Annotated in this window: 19 protein-coding genes; 11 read left to right on the forward strand and 8 right to left on the reverse strand. The window is 37.4% G+C overall.

Going from position 1 to position 20,749, the window contains the following annotated elements; translation table 11 throughout:
* The first annotated feature begins 33 nt into the window (after window positions 1-33).
* Window positions 34-1,017, forward strand: a complete 984-nt coding sequence (locus CPT03_RS20840) for an outer membrane beta-barrel protein (RefSeq protein WP_099440634.1) — start codon at window positions 34-36, stop codon at window positions 1,015-1,017.
* A 66-nt stretch (window positions 1,018-1,083) separates the two neighbouring features.
* On the opposite strand, the gene CPT03_RS20845 is transcribed toward CPT03_RS20840, so the two are convergent.
* Together CPT03_RS20845 and msrA are read right to left on the reverse strand one after the other, a co-directional pair.
* Window positions 1,084-1,533, reverse strand: coding sequence for a copper resistance protein NlpE (locus CPT03_RS20845; RefSeq protein WP_099440635.1), 450 nt, complete (start codon window positions 1,531-1,533; stop codon window positions 1,084-1,086).
* Between the two features lie 96 nt (window positions 1,534-1,629).
* Complete coding sequence (gene msrA, locus CPT03_RS20850; protein WP_099440636.1) at window positions 1,630-2,229, reverse strand: peptide-methionine (S)-S-oxide reductase MsrA; 600 nt, start codon at window positions 2,227-2,229, stop codon at window positions 1,630-1,632.
* 244 nt (window positions 2,230-2,473) lie between these two features.
* Between msrA and CPT03_RS20855 the strand changes: the two genes are divergently transcribed.
* Window positions 2,474-3,436 (forward strand): isopenicillin N synthase family dioxygenase, encoded by a 963-nt coding sequence (locus CPT03_RS20855; RefSeq protein ID WP_099440637.1) that lies wholly within the window; start codon window positions 2,474-2,476, stop codon window positions 3,434-3,436.
* A gap of 60 nt (window positions 3,437-3,496) precedes the next feature.
* Here CPT03_RS20855 and CPT03_RS20860 read toward each other — a convergent pair whose 3' ends face one another.
* Both CPT03_RS20860 and CPT03_RS20865 read right to left on the reverse strand, forming a co-directional pair.
* On the reverse strand, window positions 3,497-4,063 hold the full coding sequence (locus CPT03_RS20860; protein WP_099440638.1) for a DUF1579 domain-containing protein: 567 nt from the start codon (window positions 4,061-4,063) through the stop codon (window positions 3,497-3,499).
* 99 nt (window positions 4,064-4,162) lie between these two features.
* Window positions 4,163-5,980: a serine hydrolase domain-containing protein gene (locus tag CPT03_RS20865; RefSeq protein ID WP_099440639.1), complete on the reverse strand. Its 1,818-nt coding sequence runs from the start codon at window positions 5,978-5,980 to the stop codon at window positions 4,163-4,165.
* Window positions 5,981-6,172: 192 nt separating this feature from the next.
* Between CPT03_RS20865 and mutL the strand changes: the two genes are divergently transcribed.
* The 7 genes from mutL (at window position 6,173) to CPT03_RS20900 (ending at window position 14,205) form a co-directional block, all read left to right on the forward strand.
* Entirely contained in the window at window positions 6,173-8,053 is a 1,881-nt protein-coding gene (gene mutL / locus CPT03_RS20870) for a DNA mismatch repair endonuclease MutL (protein WP_099440640.1), read from the forward strand.
* Between the two features lie 6 nt (window positions 8,054-8,059).
* A complete protein-coding gene (locus CPT03_RS20875; RefSeq protein WP_099440641.1) occupies window positions 8,060-8,803 on the forward strand; it encodes a rhomboid family intramembrane serine protease in 744 nt (247 codons plus the stop codon).
* Window positions 8,796-9,656 carry a rhomboid family intramembrane serine protease gene (locus CPT03_RS20880; RefSeq protein WP_099440642.1) on the forward strand — a complete coding sequence of 287 codons (861 nt, stop codon included), beginning with the start codon at window positions 8,796-8,798 and terminating at the stop codon, window positions 9,654-9,656. The genes CPT03_RS20875 and CPT03_RS20880 overlap by 8 nt, the downstream gene beginning before the upstream one ends.
* A gap of 33 nt (window positions 9,657-9,689) precedes the next feature.
* Window positions 9,690-10,802, forward strand: a complete 1,113-nt coding sequence (locus CPT03_RS20885) for an endonuclease/exonuclease/phosphatase family protein (RefSeq protein ID WP_099440643.1) — start codon at window positions 9,690-9,692, stop codon at window positions 10,800-10,802.
* A gap of 18 nt (window positions 10,803-10,820) precedes the next feature.
* A complete protein-coding gene (cysS, locus tag CPT03_RS20890; protein WP_099440644.1) occupies window positions 10,821-12,281 on the forward strand; it encodes a cysteine--tRNA ligase in 1,461 nt (486 codons plus the stop codon).
* 78 nt (window positions 12,282-12,359) lie between these two features.
* A complete protein-coding gene (locus CPT03_RS20895) occupies window positions 12,360-13,217 on the forward strand; it encodes a nuclear transport factor 2 family protein (protein ID WP_099440645.1) in 858 nt (285 codons plus the stop codon).
* Between the two features lie 103 nt (window positions 13,218-13,320).
* Window positions 13,321-14,205 (forward strand): glycerophosphodiester phosphodiesterase family protein, encoded by an 885-nt coding sequence (locus CPT03_RS20900; RefSeq protein ID WP_099440646.1) that lies wholly within the window; start codon window positions 13,321-13,323, stop codon window positions 14,203-14,205.
* A 1-nt stretch (window position 14,206) separates the two neighbouring features.
* Here the strand turns inward: CPT03_RS20900 and CPT03_RS20905 are convergent, their stop codons facing one another.
* The 3 genes from CPT03_RS20905 to CPT03_RS20915 all read right to left on the reverse strand — a co-directional run bounded on the left by CPT03_RS20905 (window position 14,207) and on the right by CPT03_RS20915 (window position 17,196).
* On the reverse strand, window positions 14,207-15,169 hold the full coding sequence (locus tag CPT03_RS20905) for an AAA family ATPase (RefSeq protein ID WP_099441210.1): 963 nt from the start codon (window positions 15,167-15,169) through the stop codon (window positions 14,207-14,209).
* Between the two features lie 5 nt (window positions 15,170-15,174).
* Complete coding sequence (locus tag CPT03_RS20910; protein WP_099440647.1) at window positions 15,175-16,539, reverse strand: peptidylprolyl isomerase; 1,365 nt, start codon at window positions 16,537-16,539, stop codon at window positions 15,175-15,177.
* Window positions 16,540-16,605: 66 nt separating this feature from the next.
* Entirely contained in the window at window positions 16,606-17,196 is a 591-nt protein-coding gene (locus tag CPT03_RS20915; RefSeq protein WP_099440648.1) for a hypothetical protein, read from the reverse strand.
* A gap of 111 nt (window positions 17,197-17,307) precedes the next feature.
* Here CPT03_RS20915 and CPT03_RS20920 point away from each other — a divergent pair, with 111 nt between their 5' ends.
* Together CPT03_RS20920 and rdgB are read left to right on the forward strand one after the other, a co-directional pair.
* Entirely contained in the window at window positions 17,308-17,880 is a 573-nt protein-coding gene (locus CPT03_RS20920) for a DNA polymerase III subunit psi (protein WP_099440649.1), read from the forward strand.
* On the forward strand, window positions 17,880-18,461 hold the full coding sequence (gene rdgB, locus CPT03_RS20925; protein WP_216641679.1) for an RdgB/HAM1 family non-canonical purine NTP pyrophosphatase: 582 nt from the start codon (window positions 17,880-17,882) through the stop codon (window positions 18,459-18,461). The genes CPT03_RS20920 and rdgB overlap by 1 nt, the downstream gene beginning before the upstream one ends.
* Here rdgB and CPT03_RS20930 read toward each other — a convergent pair.
* On the reverse strand, window positions 18,433-20,739 hold the full coding sequence (locus tag CPT03_RS20930) for an OstA-like protein (protein ID WP_099440651.1): 2,307 nt from the start codon (window positions 20,737-20,739) through the stop codon (window positions 18,433-18,435). The genes rdgB and CPT03_RS20930 overlap by 29 nt on opposite strands.
* Window positions 20,740-20,749: the final 10 nt, after the last annotated feature.

Here is a 20,749-nt window from a genome sequence, read left to right on the forward strand (position 1 = left end):
TTAAATACTATGCATGCATAAATTTAATCAAATATGAAAAACTTAATTTTATCAGTAGTATTACTCGCCGCAGCCTCTTTATCATCATCAGCACAAGAAAAGGGCTTTTACATTAAACCAACAGGTAGTTATTTTATGAAAGTAACCCCTGTTGAATTTCCAGCAATAAATGGTCAGTTGGCCAGAGACAAAACAACAACAATTACAGGAACTGGTGCAAGCGCTACCACTTCAACATCTGAAACCGCATTAACGGGCTCATTTGGACAAGGTTTTAGGGTAGGCTTAGTTGGGGGGTACCAGTTTAATAAAATTATCGGTTTAGAAGTCGGGCTTAATTACTTTAAAAGCGAAGAGCAGGACATGCTAAAACAGACGGTAATAAATAACGGAACAAATGTGTTAAGTCTGCATGCCGTAGGGCAGGTGCGTGCATTCGATATAGCACCAGCATTAGTATTTCGAATTCCAAATACAGGAAAAATCCAGCCTTACAGTAAAATTGGTGTAATAGTTCCGGTTGGAGGTTATCTGCAAATCAATACATCAGTTAATGATCAAACTGGTCAGATTGCTGCATCCCAAGGTACCGTATCGCCTCCCGGAACGAGAACAACTCTTGTTTTGGCTCGTGAAGAGCGTATTAACCCAAGACCGACGATTGGATTTCAAAGTGCTTTAGGCTTTGATTACGCAATTGGGAATAAAATAAGCTTATTCTCGGAAATTGAGTATCGTAATGTTTCTGTAGGAGGGAAAGACAAAGAGCTTAGAAAGTACAATGGAACAGCAACCGTAGTTGTTAATGCGACCAATACTCCGGCAGGATCAAAGCAACTCACTCTTGGAGATCAGCCAATAGGAGATAGAGAAGTTAACTACCATAAAACAATTAATTCTACAATGAATGTTAAAGGGCAACCTAATTATGATTCTGGAAAACCCTCGGATGACCTGCGCTCATATATTAATATTGGAGGTTTGGGGTTAAATGTTGGGGTTAAAATTGGGATATAATGTTAAGGGTGTTCAAAGAGATGTATTTATTTGATCACATCTTTTTGAACACCCTTCGGATCTTTTTTATTTTTTCAGGATATAATTCTCTGCCAATGCTCCTGTAATTTTTTTCCCTTCCAGATCCAACTGGGTTAAAGTATTTTCTCCAACAAAAAATTGGTTGGGCCTGTCTTTAAGGCCTTCAAGCATAACTATTGATCCTGTCTGATCCCATTTAAAGATGCCTTTTTCTTCAAATACCTCGTCGCTTTTGCCTTTATATTTTGTTTTTACTATAAAAGTCATGTCTTTATTTAAAGTAACTTCTGTTTCTATACCCTCACAGTCTGCACATGGGGTAATCCCTTTGTATGTTCCGTTCCAATCAAGGGATGTTTGAGCATGGTGTGTGGTGTCAACAGCTTCTATCGTATCTATTAAGGAGGCATCTGTGTTTGTTTTCGGTTTTTTTTCATTACTGCAGCTCCAAAGCAGCATTGAAACAATAGCCATCGATAAGATTTGTTTTTTCATATGGGGGATAATTTGTTCTGACTGCATCAAATATTAAACCAATAAAAAGGGTTTATACTTTTGATATAAACCCTTTAATTGTTGGTAACGCTTATTTTAATGTTTTAGTTTTGCTTTAAATATCTTTTCAAGTTTTTCTACTTTAGGCAAAATTACAAGACGACAGTATGGCTTGTCTCCATTTTTGTTGAAGTAATCCTGGTGATATCCTTCTGCAACATAAAATGGAGCTGCTTTGGTTATGGCAGTTACAACTGGTTTGCCAAAGGCCTTGGTGTCATTTAATTCCTTTTTATATTTTTCTGCGAGTGCTTTTTGCTCCTCATTATGATAGAAAATTACTGAGCGATACTGGGTGCCCACATCTGCACCCTGACGATTCAGCGTTGTTGGGTCGTGGCTTTTCCAAAATACTTCAAGAAGCTCATCGTATTTTATTTTGGTCGGGTCATAAGTAACTTCAATAACTTCTGCGTGCCCGGTAGCACCGGTACAAACATCTTCGTATGAAGGATTGGCTACAGTGCCGCCTTCAAAACCTGATCGGACATTTGTAACCCCATTTAGACGTTGAAAAAGCGCTTCAGAACACCAAAAGCATCCCATGCCAAAAGTTGCCTTTTGTGAATTTTTAGACTGTGCATTGGCACCCCCAACTGATAATAGGATTAACGTGATAATTAATATACTTCTCATAATCTATACAATTTTGAAAATCGTTTCTTTCGTAAAATTACGTAGCAGAATGGGGTTTAGTTTTTAAAAAAATAAATTTCACTTTAACTTTACAATCACCTGATAATCTAATTCTGATCTGGATTTTGTGAATAACTTAAGGTAGTTATTTGCAGGATGTTATGCGAGTTGTAGTTCGGCTTTTAATGTTTATTAACAATTGTTTCTTAAATTAGATTGTTATTACTCATAAAAATAAATCACTATGTCAACACCTTATATTCCATGTCTGGACCTTGGTTCATACATCAATGGAACTGAAGAACAGCGAAAAAAATTCTCTGACGAATTGGGCAGGGCATTTAATGATTCTGGTTTTGTAACTATCACTAATCATGGTGTAAGTCAGGAATTAATAAATAAGCTTTACAAAAACATACAATCGATGTTTAGCCTTTCGTCTGAAGAGAAAAGAAAGTACGAAAGAGTAGAACTTGCAGGACAGCGTGGTTATACCAGCGCTGGCAAGGAGACAGCAAAGGGAGCTAAAACGGCTGATTTAAAAGAATTTTGGCAAATCGGGCAGGAAGTTATGGACGGGGATCCTATTAAAGCCCAATATCCGGATAATGAGTATCTGGAAGAGATTCCAGAATTTAATGAGGTAACAAGAGAGATTTATCAACGCTTAGAGGGCAACGGCAAGCACCTGCTGCGTGCAATAGCTACTTACCTTGGGCTACCAATAGATTATTTTGATAAGCATGTTCATAATGGCAATTCAATTTTAAGGGGGATCCATTATTTCCCTATTGAGGATCCGGATGCATTGCCGGATGATGCTGTTCGGGCAGGTGCGCATGAAGATATTAATCTCATCACTTTACTTATAGGGGCAAGTGCAGATGGTTTAGAAGTGTTAACACGTAGCGATGAATGGTTGCCAATTAAAGCGGGGCATACGGATATTGTTGTAAATGTTGGAGACATGTTGCAAAGATTAACAAACAATAAACTTCGTTCAACAACACATAGGGTAGTAAACCCGCCGAGAGAGTTGATGAAAACTTCGCGCTTTTCGGTTCCTTTCTTTTTACATCCCCGCTCAGATATGGATTTAACAAGTCTTGAATCTTGTATAGATTCTGAACATCCTAAGGTTTACGATGACATGACTGCAGGTGAGTATCTTGATGAAAGGCTGAGAGAGATAGGCCTAAAGAAATAAAAATAAGGCCCGGTTTTGCATTTATACAAATCGGGCCTTAAAAATTAACGCGACTGGGTCTTATTTTCTGGTGAATTTGATCTCCATGGTTTTCATTTCCTTGCCATCATTGGTCATATACATTTCCATTAGCTGGGTTTTGTTGTCAACCATTTTATGTACTTCTCGAACATCCATGTCTTTACCGGTCATCGGATCTACAGTTTTACCTTTAAGGGTAATAGATTTAGTAGCGTCATCCCATGTGCCCTCCATATTCATAATACCTGTACCCATGTTATCAATCCAGGAACTTATAAACATTTTTTTTGCGTTATCGTACCCCATAATCCCCATCCCCTCAAAAGGTTTCCCCATCATGGTTCCTTTAAATGACGATTGCTGATAACGTCCGCCCATGACCATGGTGTGTATGCATGAGCCTTTGCTTTTTGTCGGCGGGGCATCCGGACTCATCCACATCGTTACCTCAGCGTTCCAGGAGCCATTATCATTGGCCATCATTTTATGTACATCACCAGGTGTCATGTAAGCTTCCCAGGCTTTCATCATGGCATCGTCTTGAGCCTGAATCCTGCATACTGCGACAAGCATAAGCAAGACCACAATAATTGATACTTTTTTCATAATTATATGATTTTAGGTTATATCTAATTTACGAAAAAAATACCTCTGTATAGGCTGTAGCTATTAAATGTATAAAGTTGTGTAGCAATTTTCACAAGGTTATTTTACCCCTTTGTCAATCGCTTTATTTATCGCGTCTTCAATTCTTCCTCTAATTTTCATGGTACTTAGTTTATCTGTAACGGAAGGGTTAACTCTGTTCGATAGAAATACATATACCAAGCCTCTCGATGGGTCTACCCACACACAGGTCCCTGTGTAGCCGGTATGCCCATATGTTTGTGAAGAAGCGAGTTCAGAAGGATATTTTTTGGTCAGATCCGGATCCCATCTATCAAATCCTAAACCACGTCTGCTAACTGCCGATTGTCTTTGCGTAAACATATCCACAGTTTCCGGCTTAAAATATTGCTGGCCCCCATACGTTCCTTTGTTTAATAGCATTTGGTATATGATAGCCAAATCATTTGAACTGGCAAATAGACCGGCATGACCCGATACACCTCCTACTAATGCTGCTCCCTGATCATGAACATATCCTACTAATAGGGTTTTTCTGAAATAGGTATCGTTTTCTGTAGGTATGATTTGATTTTTGCTGAACCTGTTTCTAGGTAAAAAGCCCGCGGTCTGCATGCCAAGAGGTTGATAGAAATTTTCGCTAACATACTGGTTTAAAGGCTCTCCGCTGATACGTTCTACAATATCTTTCATTACATACATGCTAATGTCGCTGTATACATATTTTCCCCTGGTTCTGATGGGGGCGTTCAGCATCTTAGGCCACATTACATCTTTAAAATAGTCTTTTCTTACATAATATCCATCAGCCACTTTTGTTGGATATGCCTCAGAAGAATCCGCACTATGATCTGTTGGTTTAATGGCATCGTGAAATGGGATATAAGGGATGAAACCTGCCTGATGCAACATAACCTCGCGAACCTGAATGTTGTTCATCGGAGTTGTTCTTGCTTTAGGAATATATGCGCCAATGTTTGTATCCAGTTTAAGTTTTTTCTCTTCAAACAAACGCATTACCGTTGGAGTTGTTGCAGTAACTTTGGTTACTGAGGCCAGGTCAAATATGTCGTTCACTTTATCGGGGCTTCTATCGTCATATGTGTGCGTACCGTAGCCTTTATTGAAAATCACTTTTCCATTTTTAGCAACTAATACTACAAGTCCTGGTGTAGCCCGGGCATTAATAGCTTCATTGGCAATATTGTCGATTTCTCTTAAATTATCAGCATTTACGCCAGCATCTTCAGGTAGTGTATATTTTAAGCGGATAGGGAGTGTAGTGAAGCCTGAGTTTGCTGTGTATTTGGCCGAGAAGTTGGTGGTCAGTTTTTTGTTTACCCCAATTCCTCCAAAAATTACCTGTGGTATAATCGCTGCCGCCAAAGGCGTGTTTTGATCAGTCCATATAATTGGAGCTTTAATGGCATCAAATGAAGATAGTGTTCTTCCATCTCCAAATAAGGAAATAATAACCTGTTTGTTGCTGCTTAAACTTTGAATAAAATTGATATTACGGGCATCGTTGGCCGATGTTGCCGGCAAGGCTATGATAACAGTATTAAAATATTTAAGATCATCCTCCAAATCGTTCAATGCAGCTGAATTTTGGTAATTAGCAGAAGAGAAAGAGGTGATTTTGGTATACTTATTTAGCAAACTGTCAAATACGATTTGACTGGCAAACCCCAAATTAACTGAAGCAATATTCTTTTTGTCGAGATTTAAAAGGGGGACTATATTTTCATGATTATTTAGGAGGATCGTATTACTCTCAATATTAGTTAAAACAGCGAGTGTTTGTTCGTTTTGTTTATGATCCTGAGCGCAGGCTGTGAATGTAAATAGGGCAAGGAAGCTAATGGTGACAATGCCTGCCAGGTTATTTTTTCTCATATGTGTATTTCTCCCCGATGTTGGTTTTTATTCTTACAAACGTAATTTTTAACTTTTTGATGCGCGGACAGCGATGTAAATATAATGGTAATTTTATGGTAATATCTGGCTAATGCCTATCAAATATCTGAAAAGAAGAGTCAATATGAGGCTTATTTTACATAAATTAGCAACCTTTACCAAGGAATATAAATGTCAGATATTATAAAACTTTTACCCGATAGTGTAGCCAATCAAATTGCTGCAGGAGAGGTGGTGCAGCGCCCGGCATCGGCAGTAAAAGAACTGTTAGAGAATGCGATAGACGCGGGGGCCAATAAGATACAGTTGATTGTTAAGGATGCTGGAAAGGCATTGATACAAGTTATAGATAACGGGTGTGGTATGAGTATTACTGATGCACGTATGTGCTTCGAACGACATGCTACCTCAAAGGTTCGTAAGGCAGAAGATTTGTTCGCAATCCGGACAATGGGCTTCAGAGGTGAGGCTATGGCTTCTATTGCTGCCATTGCACAAGTAGAACTGAAGACACGCCGACATGAAGATGAAATAGGAACCCTGATTGAGATTGAGGGAGCCACTTTTGTAAAGCAAGAACCGGTGGCTGCGGCCGAAGGGACTGGCATCAGCATAAAAAACCTTTTTTTTAATACGCCAGCCAGAAGAACCTTTTTAAAAAGTAATCCTGCAGAAATGCGTCATATAATTGATGAGTTTCAGCGGGTGGCAATGGCAAATCCAGGTATTGCATTTAGTCTTCATCATGATGGAGTGGAAATTTACAGGTTACCGGCATCTGCTTTAAAACAGCGGATAGTTCATTTATTTGGTAACAATTACAATGAGCGATTAATTCCGGTTGAAGAAGAAACATCTATAATTAACCTTAAGGGTTTTATAGGTAAGCCCGAGTTCGCTAAAAAGACACGTGGAGAGCAATTCTTTTTTGTAAATAACCGATTTATTAAAGATGCATATCTTAATCATGCGGTGAACCGGGCATATGAAGAGTTATTGCCCGATGATAACTTTCCGTTATATGTACTGTTTATAGAAATTGATCCGGCAAAGATTGACGTAAATGTTCACCCTACCAAAACAGAAATTAAGTACCTTGATGAAAAGTCTATATATGCAATTCTTCACTCTGCTGTAAAAAGATCATTAGGGAAGTTCAATATTAGTCCAACGATAGATTTCGATCAGGAAACCGGATTTAGCAGTATGATAACCCACAAGGCACCTGAAGAGATAGTGCCACCAAGCATTAGCTTTAACCCGGATTTTAATCCTTTTGCTGCCGATAAGCCAGCACCAAGGGATAACTCTTACAGCCAGGATTCATCGTACGCAAGCTTTCCTAAAAGCTATGGGTCGGGTAAGATGCCTGTTAGTACAAAAAACTGGGGCTCACTTTATGAGATAGCGAATCATAATCCAGCCCAGCAATCGTCTCTTGATTTACCTGGTGTGGAGGCCGATGACCAGTTTGTTCCCGTGCAGAAGCAGCTGATGCAGCTTCACAACCGTTACATTATCTCGCAGATTAAATCTGGTCTGATGTTGATAGACCAGCAATCGGCGCATGAAAGGGTTTTGTATGAACGTTTTATTCTGCATCTTGAGGATAGGAAAGGGGCTTCACAGCAAAGTTTATTCCCGCAAACGGTTACCTTAACCCCAGGTGATTATGAGTTGGCTAAAAGCTTACTGGACGATATAAAAAGTTTAGGCTTTGAGGTAAGAGAATTTGGTAAAAATACGTTAGTAATTGAGGGGATTCCTGTTGATCTGGGAAGCAATAATATAAATGAAACCCAATTGTTTGAGCATCTGATAGAAGGGTTTAAAAATTCCCAGCAGGAATTGAAACTGGATAAAAGGGATGCATTGGCGAGAAGTATGGCAAGAAATAGCGCCATTAAAAGTGGTACAGTATTGGGACAGGCAGAAATGAATATGCTTATTGAACAGCTTTTTGCCTGTAAAACTCCTAACTTTAGCATAAGCGGAAAACCGGTTATTCAAACAATTGGATTAACAGAACTTGATAAAAAATTTGATAAATAATAAAGAATGAATAACATCCATATACCTCCTGTTGTAAAGAACCTGTTGATTATAAATATAATTTTCTTTGCAGCTAAGTATATTTTAACTTCCATTAATCTAACCTACTTGTTTGGGGCTTTCTATTTTGACTCAGAGTTATTCAGGGGCTGGCAGTTAATTACCTATATGTTTATGCATGGCGATTTTATGCATATTTTCTTTAACATGTTTGCCCTGTTCACCTTTGGTGGCGTTATAGAAAACAGATGGGGAGCAAAACGTTTTATTAATTTTTACCTTATAACAGCGCTTGGTGCAGTAGCACTGCAAATGGCTGTTCAGGCTTATGAAGTGTATCAAATTACGGGTTCAGTAATGAACAACCCGATTACTGATCTAAGTATAAATGGGGGATACCTGCAAGGAAATATTAACATCCCTGGATTGACCGAACAGCAAGCTAATACACTTTTGGGCATATACGGCGGGCCAATGGTAGGCGCTTCGGGTGCTATCTTTGGGCTTCTGGTTGCCTTTGGCATGTTGTATCCAAATACTGAACTTTATATTATGTTTATCCCTGTTCCAATAAAGGCAAAATACATTATTCCCATTTACATTATAATGGAGTTGTCTCTTGGAGTAGCAAAAATACCGGGCGACTCGATAGCTCACTATGCACATTTGGGGGGTGCATTATTAGGTTTTATTTTAGTTAGGCTTTGGAAAGATAAGGACAATAATAGATTCTATAGATATTATGAATAACAGTATAATACAGGATTTAAAGAATAAGGTATTTCACTCGGGCAATCCGTCGTATTTATACATAGGTATAAATACGTTTATTTTTGTATTTGTAGCGCTAATAAATGTGCCCTTTTTCCTATCTGGGAAAGGCATTGATTTCAATGCGATAGTAAGAGAGTATTTAGGCTTTCCCGCATTATTGGAAAGACTTCCGGTAAGGTTTTATACTATTCTTACCTATCAGTTTTTTCATGAGGGTTTTCTGCATTTGCTGTTTAACATGTTATGGCTTTATTGGGTAGGCAGAATTTTTTTAGATTTTTTGAAGCCTCGTCAGTTCCATTTTGTATATCTGGCAGGTGGCTTTGCAGGGGCCATATTGTTTGCATTGGCCTTTAATATTTTTCCAGTATTTATCAGCAGCATTTCCGGAGCCAGTGTTATTGGTTCATCGGCAGCAGTTATGGCCATTATAGTGGCTACGGCAACTTTAGTGCCCGACTATAGTATAAGGCTACTATTACTAGGGGATGTTAAATTAAAATACCTTGCTATAGCTTATATTATATTAGATTTGATAGGAACTGCTTCAACAAATGCTGGAGGTAGTTTTGCGCACATTGGAGGGGCAATTGTAGGGTTTACTTATATAAAGGTACTTCAGAATGGAACAGATTGGAGTAATCTTTTTAAGAAAAAGCCTAAGCTAAAGGTGGTTAAAAATAACGAAGCTAAACCTGGGGTAAAGAAGAAAGAGCCGTCCGTTGATCAAAAAGAAATCGATTCAATTTTGGACAAAATTTCTAAATCGGGATATGATAAACTGACAAAAGAGGAAAAAGAAACCCTGTTTAAGGCAAGTAAGCATTAAGTATCCTACATGGAAGCTAATGGATAGAAACTAATGAAGAAAACTAAACCAACATTTATAGATAAAGTTGTTCGCCTTGCAGCACTAGTATTGGCAATTACTTTGGTACTTGGTTTTTTAGCTGGCAGGTTTGATCCGCGTGAATACAAATACATTCCCTTCTTTGGTCTGGCCTATCCTTTTATCCTGCTATTTAATGTACTAATGATAATTTGGTGGTGCATCAGGCGACGGTGGACATTTGCCATTGGCACAGTTATCTTAATTTTTTCGGGCTGGGGAGCTTTAACTGCTACTATTGGAATATTTGGAGAATCAGGTAAGCAAGTCAAAGAACATCCTGAGCATGTACGAATGATGACTTATAATGTTCATAGTTTTAAACCTTATGGGTTCGAAAATATTGAGTCGGTGAAACAACAGATGCTGGAACTTATAAAAAATGAAAACCCGGACATTATTTGTTTTCAGGAGTATTTTACCCGTCGTAAAGGCCCCTATGATATTACTGATAGCTTAAAACTAATATTAAAAACACCCTATTATTACTTTGTACCTTCTTCTGAAAACGACTATGAGGCAACAGGCCTGGCTATTTTCTCAAAGTATCCTATAAAAGATAAAGGCATAATTGCATTTGGAGAGAATTTCGGCGGAAACGCAAGTATTTTTGTAGATATAATGATTAAGAAGCAGAAATTACGGGTTTACAATGTCCATTTGCAATCCATCTCATTCGATAAACAGGATTACAGTTATATTGATAAGGTTACTAAAAAGATGGATGCTGATCTTGTTCCTTCAAAACGAATTATAACGCTTCTTAAAAATGCCTTTGTGAAGCGGAGCGGTCAGGTTGATATTATGAAGAATCACATGGAAACATGTAAAACACCTTTTCTGATTGCGGGAGATTTTAATGATACCCCGGCATCTTATGCAGTAACGCAGCTTACCAAGTCGTTAAATAATACCTTTAAGGAACAGGGCACAGGCCTTGGAAGAACATATAATGGTAAATTTCCTAATTTTCAGATTGACTATATTGCTACAACCAAGGATATAAAAGTGATCAATTATCGAATTATTGATGCTAAATTATCTGATCACTTTCCGGTCCGCAGCGATTTGAGATTAAATCCCTAAAATTTTTACATTTGCAAAATGAATACAGGCTTACAGCTCTACAATACCCTAACACGTAAGAAAGAACTTTTTGAACCGCTTAATGCTCCTAATGTAGGAATGTATGTTTGCGGCCCCACCGTTTACAGTGATGTTCATTTGGGTAACTGTCGTACTTTCATATCGTTCGACCTTATATTCAGGTATCTAAAATATACTGGTTATAAGGTGCGCTACGTTCGGAATATTACCGATGCAGGCCATTTGGAGGGTGATAGGGATGAGGGAGATGATAAATTTGCTAAAAGAGCTAAACTTGAACAGTTAGAACCTATGGAGATTGTTCAGAAGTATACTCTGGGTTTCCATGAGGTATTAAGAATGTTTAATACACTGCCTCCAAGTATTGAACCGACTGCTACAGGACATATTATTGAGCAAATTGAAATGATTAAAGAGATCATTAAGAATGGTTATGCTTATGAGATAAACGGAACAGTTTATTTTGATGTAGAAAAATATAGTGAGAAATATAATTATACCATATTAACCAATAGGAATCTTGAGGATCTGCTTGCCAATACAAGGGAATTAGGTGGGCAGGATGAAAAGCATGGAAGATTGGATTTTGCATTATGGATTAAAGCCAAACCTGAAACGCTGATGCGCTGGGCATCTCCCTGGGGAGTTGGATTTCCTGGCTGGCATATAGAATGTTCTGCGATGAGTGCCAAATATCTTGGTGAAGAATTTGATATTCATGGCGGAGGTATGGACCTTGCAGCAACACATCATACTAACGAAATTGCACAGTCGGAAGCCTGCAGCCATAAGCAACCCGCAAAATATTGGATGCATACCAATATGCTTACCGTAAATGGAACGCGGATGTCTAAGAGCGCAGGTAATGGATTCTTACCCGAAGAGTTATTCACCGGAAATCATCCTTTACTTGAAAGAGGATTTAGCCCCATGACTGTTAAGTTTTTTATGCTGCAGGCGCATTACAGAAGTACTTTAGATTTTTCTAATGAGGCTTTGGATGCATCTGAAAAAGGTTTCAGAAGACTTATGAATGCGGTAAACTTAATAGAAAAGTTAACGCCTTCGGCTAATAGCGATTTTGAAATTGAACCTATTGCCAATAATTGCGTAAAAGCAATGAATGATGATTTTAATAGCCCGGTTGTAATTGCCGAATTATTTGAAGCAGTCCGGATTATTAACACAATTCATGATGGAAAGGGCAGTATATCTGAAGTGGAGCTTGAGAGATTAAAAAAACTCATGAATGACTTCGTATTTGATGTTTTTGGGTTAAAGGATGAAGAGACTTCAAATACTGAATTAAACTCAGTGCTTGATCTGGTTATAGACATAAGAAAAGGAGCTAAAGAGAATAAAGATTATGCCACCTCAGATAAAATAAGATTGGGTTTACAAAGCATGGGTATTCAGCTGAAAGACAGCAAAGATGGCACAACCTGGAATAAAATCTAATTATGTGTAATTGTTAATTACTTTTTAAAGGAAAAAATTACTCAACCCTTATCTTAGCGCAGAAACTATTTAAAAACAATGATGAATAAATTTCTTTATACAATTGCTGTTGCATCTATGACGATTGGTGCTTACGCTCAAAAATCAGATGGAAGCACTAAATCACTTGTTAAAGCGGAGAAAGATTTTGCTGCGAACCTGGCAAAAAATGGTGCCAAAACTGCATTTACTACCTATTCGGCAGCTGATGGTTTAGTTTTTAGACCAAACCCAGTTAACGCCAAAACATTTTATGCGACTGAAGACGATACTAAAGATTTAAGTTGGACTCCGGTATATGCAAAAGTATCAAGAAGCGGAGATTGGGGATTTACTACCGGGCCTTATACTTTAGGGGGCAATGAAACTCATTACGGACAGTACCTTTCTGTATGGAAGGCAGTTAATGGTAAATGGGAGCTTGCATTAGACCTTGGTACATCACATAATAAGCCATTAAATAAAGTAAAAGAAGAGTTTATAGAACCAAAGGATTTTCATAAACCTAAGTTTTTAAATGATAAGGAACGTGCAACGGGTGCTAATATAATTGCTACTACAGAAAAAACTTTAAATGCTACCCTTAAATCTTATGGGGTTCCGGCGTTTGCAGGGTTTTTAAACCCTGATGCAAGAGTATTATTTCCAGGGTACGAGCCTATTATTGGCAAGGATAAAGCAATAGCCTTTATAAATGGCATGATGAGTAAGGTATCTTTAAAGACCACCAAAGTAGACAAAGCGGATGGTGGTGATTTGGCCTATACTTATGGTGTTGCAACTGTAGACTATAAAGCTGATCTGAGAGAGAGTTTTAATTATGTGTTTATTTATGAACGCCAACCTGATTTTAACTGGAACCTTATTGCATTAGTATTTGCACCCGCAGAACGTTAACAACATGTAGGGCCAGAAAGCGTTATTTTATAAATCATATTATTATGAAGGGGTTTCTTAAAGAGTTGATTTAAGAACCCCTTTCTTTTATACAGTAAAGCAAATGAGAAAAATTATACTTACAGCAGCAATATTTATTACCACCCTTCAATCAATTGCACAGAAATTCGATCTGCAAGGAAATCGTGGTGCTCGTGGAATAATGCCTGAAAACACAATTCCAGGGATGCTTAGAGCACTGGATCTGGGCGTAAATACACTAAACATGAATGCTGTAATTTCTAAAGATAAACGGGTTGTACTCTCACAAGAGCCTTACTTTAATTTTGAGATTAGTATTGCTCCCGATGGCAAACCCATAACGCTTAAAAATCAAAAGAACTATAATATGTATAAAATGGATTATGCTGACATCAGGAAATTTGATGTGGGTAGCAAGGTTCATAGCAGGTTCCCTTATCAGGAAAAGATAGAAACATATAAGCCGCTTTTGGAAGAGACAATAGATTCTGTAGAGAACTATGTTAAAAGAAGAAAATTACCAAAACCAAATTACAGCATTGAAACAAAAACTATCCCCAAAGGAGATAACGAATTCCATCCGGAACCTGCTGAGTTTGTTGATCTGATTATGGAAATTGTGATTCGGAAAAAGCTTACCAAACGAGTAACTATACAGTCATTCGATGTAAGAACTTTGCAATACCTGCACGAAAACTATCCAAAAATAAAGACGGCTTTGCTTATTGATGAGAAGATCGATTTTGAGGTAAATATTGCTGATCTTGGTTTCAAACCAACAGTTTATAGTCCTTATTCAGTTCTGGTTGGTAAAGGATTGGTAGAGCGTTGCCACGAAGCAGGCGTTAAGATTATACCGTGGACAGTAAACTCAATTAAAGATATGAAGTACCTGATAGGTTTGGGCGTTGATGGTGTAGTTACAGATTACCCTAATATTTACAAAAAGGTTATGGATGACAATTAATTTAGAACAGGTTTTTAATGATCTGTTCAATCGATAATCCTTCAGCCTCAGCTCTGTAATTTCGAACAATACGGTGGCGTAAAATCGCTTCGGCAACAGCTTGAACATCTTCTATATCCGGTGAATACTTTCCTGATATAGCTGCATGACATTTTGCACCAATAACAAGGAACTGAGAAGCCCTTGGTCCGGCACCCCAGCTTATATACTTATTAATATCTTCGGTAGCTAACGGGGTATGGGGGCGGGTTTTGCTTGCCAGCTTAACAGCATATTCAATCACATTGTCGGCAACAGGAATATTGCGTACCAATTTCTGAAAATACTGAATCTGCTTAGCATCTATTATTTTTTTAAGCTTAACCTCATTGTTGCTGGTTGTGCTTTTTACTATTTCAAGCTCATCAGCAAAAGTAGGATAACTTAGCAGCACATTAAACATAAACCTATCCAATTGTGCTTCAGGCAATGGATATGTCCCTTCTTGTTCAATAGGATTCTGAGTGGCCAGTACAAAGAAAGGATTTGGTAATGCATGTCTTTGTCCAGCAGCTGTTACTGCCTTTTCCTGCATTGCTTCAAGTAATGCAGCCTGAGTTTTAGGAGGCGTTCTATTGATCTCATCTGCAAGAACAATGTTCGAGAAAATTGGACCGGTTATAAATTTAAATGTTCTGTCTTCTCCTAAGATCTCAGCCCCGATAATATCGCTTGGCATTAGATCAGGGGTAAACTGGATCCTGTTAAAGTTAAGATCCATTACATCTGCAATAGTTTGAACAAGCAGTGTTTTTGCAAGACCAGGAACACCAACCAATAAGCAGTGCCCATTACTGAAGATGGAGATTAAAACAGATTTTACTACCTCTTCCTGACCAATAACAACTTTCCCTATTTCGGCTTTAATGTTATTATATGCCTGATGCAATGCATCCACTGCTTTTATATCATTTTCAAACTGCATTAGCATTATTTTTTAGCAGTTGTACCTTTAGTCCATATTTTTAATTCATCACAAGTATCATAATCTTCATCAATCCTGATATAAGTGTTTTCCCTTCTTTTTTCGAACCACTCGCTCAGCATTCTATCAATTTTATTCTGTTGTGCTTTCTCTTTGAATTTTGCGTAATCCTGATCCAGGTTTCCTTTGTGCGGAGGGATTTTAGATTTCAAATAAAGAATCTTATATCCTTGTTTTCCATCAGGATCTGTAAAAGCAACAGGCTGAGAGATCTCGCCCACCTTCATGGTATCCACAACAATAAATACTTTTGGATCAAGTTTATCAGCAGGTATAAATGTAGTTCTGGCGGTAACATTGTCGGCATATAAAATCATTCCGCCATTGTACTGCGACTCTTTGTTGTCTGAGTACAATGAAGCTGCGGTTGAGAAAGGAAGTTTTTTAGATAAAATGTTCCTGTAAATAGTATCAGCCTGTAATTTAGTTCTTTCTAAACTGGCTGGCGTAGTTTCCGGACGTATAAGGATATGACGTGCCTGAACCTGCTCTCCGCGACGTTCAATAACCTGAAGAATATGAAAGCCATGTTCTGTTTCAAAAACTGGCGACATCTCTCCTGGTTTTAATTTAAAAGCCCATGCTGTAAATTCTTTTACCATTCTGGTACGATCAAAGAATCCAAGATCACCGCCATCAGGGGCAGAACCAGAGTCCTCAGAGTAAGATTTTGCAAGGAAAGCAAAATCTTCACCGCTTTTCACTCTTAATCTAAGTGCATCAATTTTATCATAGAATTTTTGCTTTTCTGCCTTTGTAAGTTTCGGATGCAATACAATTTCTCCAACTTCAAACTCAGTAGGAATATCGGGAAGACTATCTTTTTGGTAAGAATCGAAATAACGTTTAACTTCAATAGGTGTAATGTTTACATCCTGTGTTATTTTTTGCTGCATTTTATTAGAAATCAGCTGCTCTTTAATGTCTGGTCTGATTTCATCTTTGTATTGAAGTACTGAACGATTTAAAAACTGCTCAAGTCTTTCTTGTCCGCCTGCACGCTGAATCTGATAACGCATACGTTTTTCAACCTCTTCATCAACCTGTGCTTCTTCAACTACAACAGAGTCAATCTCTGCCTGTTGTTTAAGTAGCTTCTGGGCAAGCATTTGTTGTAATATATAGCACTTTACTTTTTCATCATCAGGATTACCTGAATTTAAGTATTGCGCATATTGCTGATTTAAGTCTGATAATAAAATGATGTTATTACCCAATACAGCAACAACTTTATCTATATTTTTCTTTTGAGCCTTTACGTTAAAAAACAAGCAAATTAATGCGCTTGCTGTTACTAAAAATTTCCTCATCCTATGGTTGTTCAATTATATTCTTTTTGTGCAAATCTAATATTATCTATGCTATTGGCTTACGGTCTATAACCTCGCCAACTTTCTTATCTCATCCTGATTAATCTTTACAGGGTATTTATTTCTTAATGCTTTTATCCATTCATTCTCCAGTTCCTGCTGGTAATCGGTTACTACCTGCCCTCTAACCTCGTCAAAAGAACTTTGCAAATAAACGCTTTTGTTTTTATCATAAAAAATGCGGAGCTGATTTTCATCATTCTGCGCCTGGTTCCAAACTTTAATTTCAGAGATATTGAACATTAAAACCGCTTCTTTATACTCGTTCATTATGAAAACATATTCAGGCTTTGTTTTCGATATTCTCTTTTGCGTACGCAATGCATGTTCATAATTTTTTACTTCGGCAAGGTAGGCTGTGTCTTTATCCAAACCCATCTCTTTCGCCTCAAGCACCTTAAGTTTGAAATTAATATACAGTGATAAATATGCTTCTAAATCCTCAGGTGTTACATTTCTATAGCTAGAGTGGTTTTTTTTATAGACCCACATAAACTCTTTATTGGTTATTGGTTTTCCATTAACAACAGCCACATTTTGAGCAAATGCACCGGTAATAAAAAGACTGATGATAATGGCACAGTAAACTTTTCTCACAAAAGACTTAAGGTATATAATTTTAAGGCATAAAAGTAATAAATAAAGGTACTATAATGAGATATTTAACTAATTTTAACAGAAAAAAGATTTTCAATAAAATTATCATTAATGGTTAGCCAACTTACAACAACAGAAGAAGGTCTGCGTTTATTTTTTACAGATGATGTTTACCTGGTAAATGAGCCTGAAAGGGTGGTAAACGCAAATGTTGAAGCTTATGTTAAAGACGATGTCCCATCAATTGCACCACCTTCAACTGTTGCTGAACCAATAATTACATTAGTTAAAGAGCAACCTGAGTTTAAATTTCTGGGAAATAATAATCGCAATATTCTGATTTTAGTATACGATGATCAGAATGATGTAAGTGATGAAAAAGGGAGAGAGCTGCTAAGAAAAATCGTAAAATCAATAAATCTTACAGCTAATGATTTCGCTCTGCTAAATTATGCTAAATATAAACAAACTAGCTATGAGCAATTGAAAGCCCGATTTTCGAGTGTTATTGTATTTGCCTTTGGCGTTTCACCTGAACAACTAGGGTTAAAACACCAGGGTCAAAACACAGTTGTAAATGAAGGTACTGTAAAACTTATCTTCTCGTCTACTTTGCAGCAACTAGATGAAGATCCTAATGGGAAAAAGATTCTGTGGGGCAGCTTGAAACAACTTGGATTATGATGTTACCTGAATTGGTATTTGCTACCAACAATAAGCATAAAACAGAAGAAATAGGTAATCTTCTTGTTAATCAGTACAAAGTTTTAAACCTTAAAGATATTGGCTGCGATGTAGATATCCCTGAAACAGGAGACTCTTTTGCTGAAAATGCAAAGCTTAAAACCAGTTATGTGACGGATAACTTTGACCTGGATTGTTTCGCTGATGATAGTGGTTTAGAGATTGAAGCATTAAATAATGAGCCTGGTATCTATTCGGCAAGATATTCAGGAGTTAGGGATGATCTGAAAAACCTTAATCTGGTATTAAAAAAAATGGAAGGGGAAACAAACAGAAAGGCTCATTTTAAAACAGTCATTTCTTTAAATAAGGGCAATAAAAATTACCTTTTTGAGGGGATTGTTTATGGCAATATTATTCAAGCTCCAATTGGACAGGATGGATTTGGTTATGATCCGATTTTTATGCCGCTTGGTTACGACAGGACATTTGCGCAAATGAGCATGGCCGAAAAGAACGAGATCAGTCACAGGGCTATTGCTATGAAAAAGCTTATTGCTTTTTTAAAGGAACAGGTATAGTTTTTTTACTCGTATCAGGTTTTAAAGGTAAGTTTTTAACAGGCGCTATCAGTGCTTTTGCAGAATCTATTGCCGCTGAGTCAATTTTAGATGCGACCTTTGTAATTTCTTTTGCGGCTTCCTTTATTAGTCCTTTTTTGTTTACATCCGCTTTATTAGTTATTTTGCCCTTCGGACCTGCAGTTTTTTTTGCAGCCACAGTAGATTTTTTAGGTGTGACAGCTTTTGCTTTAGGTTTTCCATTAATCACCTCCTTTTTAGAAAGTGGTCTTTGTTCGGGTTTCCAGGTAAATCCTGTTAATAAAACATCCTCCTTTAATTCAGCAATAGGTACCCTTATACCTTCTGGTTCTTTAACGGTGAGTATATGACGTATCTCCTTGTTTTGAAATATAATTTTTATCCTGCTGCTTACAGTTTGGTTCATGTCGGTGTATGCACTATCGTTCCCTCTGTTATAGTACACGCTTTCCGCATTCCCGTCCACAAACATGGTGCTTAATTCTCCATCTTTAAAGAAAGCTGTAATGAGTTTTCCTTTTATCTGATTAAACTTTGCAGAGTCCGCATTCACATTAACCTGAAATGCATTGTCAATTACCTGCAGCGTATTAAGCTTATTGTTTTTTAATCGCAGATAAATGGTATCTCCCGTTTGCTGAGAGTTCTGAGACCATAAAATAGGATTTCCATACCATCTTAAAGTCGAATCGGCACTTGTATAGAACAGAGAGTCTGCCTTAGCCTGCATATTAGACTTGTAAACTCTCACATTATGGTAAGCTTTAATGGACCGTGTTTTTACCGTGTCTAAAGGGTTAACAGGTAATGAGTCCTTTGCATTTTTCTTTAATAAACTATCTGTAGTTTTAACGGCTGCATCAATCTTTTTTACCACATTTCCCGGTTTAACCAGACTATCTGCTTTTTTACTTAAGCTATCTGGTTTTTTACCTGCTATTTCCGTTTTTATCGCTTTAACAGGGTCTTTGGTTACTTTTAAAGAGTCCTTAATTAAAGGGATATCGGGTTTCTTTTGAAGAATGGTATCCTTAGCAAGGCTGTCTTTAGGCAAAGTAACCTTTGTTAGCAAACTATCCTTTGCAACCTTCAGTGCTGTTGAATCAATAGGAAGCACATTTTTATTGCCTTTTTTCTCCGGTTTTGCCTTGCCTTTAGGATCTATTTTTTCCGGCTTCTTTGTTATACCAATTTCTTCTGCTGTCATGCCGGGTACTTGCGCGCCATTATTCTTTTGTGGTTTTTCAGGGTCGCCCAGTTCATTATTCTTTTTGAGTACCGGCGATTCAATTAACTTCAGCGTTTTTTGAAGCACCATTTGTGTTTCCAAAGTATCAGAACCTAGCCATAAAGTATCTGGCTGCAACTTTTTGTTAACTGTTATAGAATCTTTTGTACCCATTCCCACATATGCATTTTTGGTTACAACGGCGCGTTCATCAATTTTGTAATAATAACCTAATTGTCCATAAAGAACAGTTTTATCTGCAGTATCTTTAAAAATGATATTCCTAACAGCTTTACCATATCCTGCAATACCATCATAATATAAGCTGTCACCCTTTAAAGATTTGGTCCCGTTGGTATATAGATTTTTCTTTCCAAAATAGGCATATTCAGTTTTGGTATTGTATGCGCCATTTTCGGTGTACAAATTATCTTCTTTGCCTTTAATATTTGTAGGACCATAAAAATATGCCCAGTTGGTAAGGGTGTTATATCTTAGAGTGTCTGATTTAATGGTGGTTTGCGGCGTTACCACTACTACATTGTAACGGAAGTACGAATCGCGACTGTTAGAAAAGTAGTATCCATTTTTACTGGTTAAGGTTACATCTTTATTAACAATTTTACCTCCTTCTACATAAGTTCCAACTTTGGTGGCCATATTATAATCCAATGTATTGGTAGTGAGGACAGATTCCTTGTCAACCATGCGCACATTACTAGTTAAATGCGCAATTTTAGTATTTCCATTATAAGTTAGGTGGTCAGAATAAATATTTATGGTGTCACCCTGATTGATGTGAACATTCTTAAATGCTTCAAAAACATTGTCGTTTTGATAAAAAACTGCACTGTCGCAAGTTAAGGTGGCATTTTCATGACTAAATACCGGAAATTTCAGATAGGAGATGTTTTTTTTCCCATCTGTATTTCCTACTCTGGCATCCTTCAAAATAATCTTTGTCCTCTGTTGCGCTAGCAAAGAGAAAGGAAACATGAAAAAGATAATGAAAAAGCGTATTTTCTGCACTTTACAAAGT

This window comes from Pedobacter ginsengisoli, assembly GCF_002736205.1.
Classification (GTDB): domain Bacteria; phylum Bacteroidota; class Bacteroidia; order Sphingobacteriales; family Sphingobacteriaceae; genus Pedobacter; species Pedobacter ginsengisoli_A.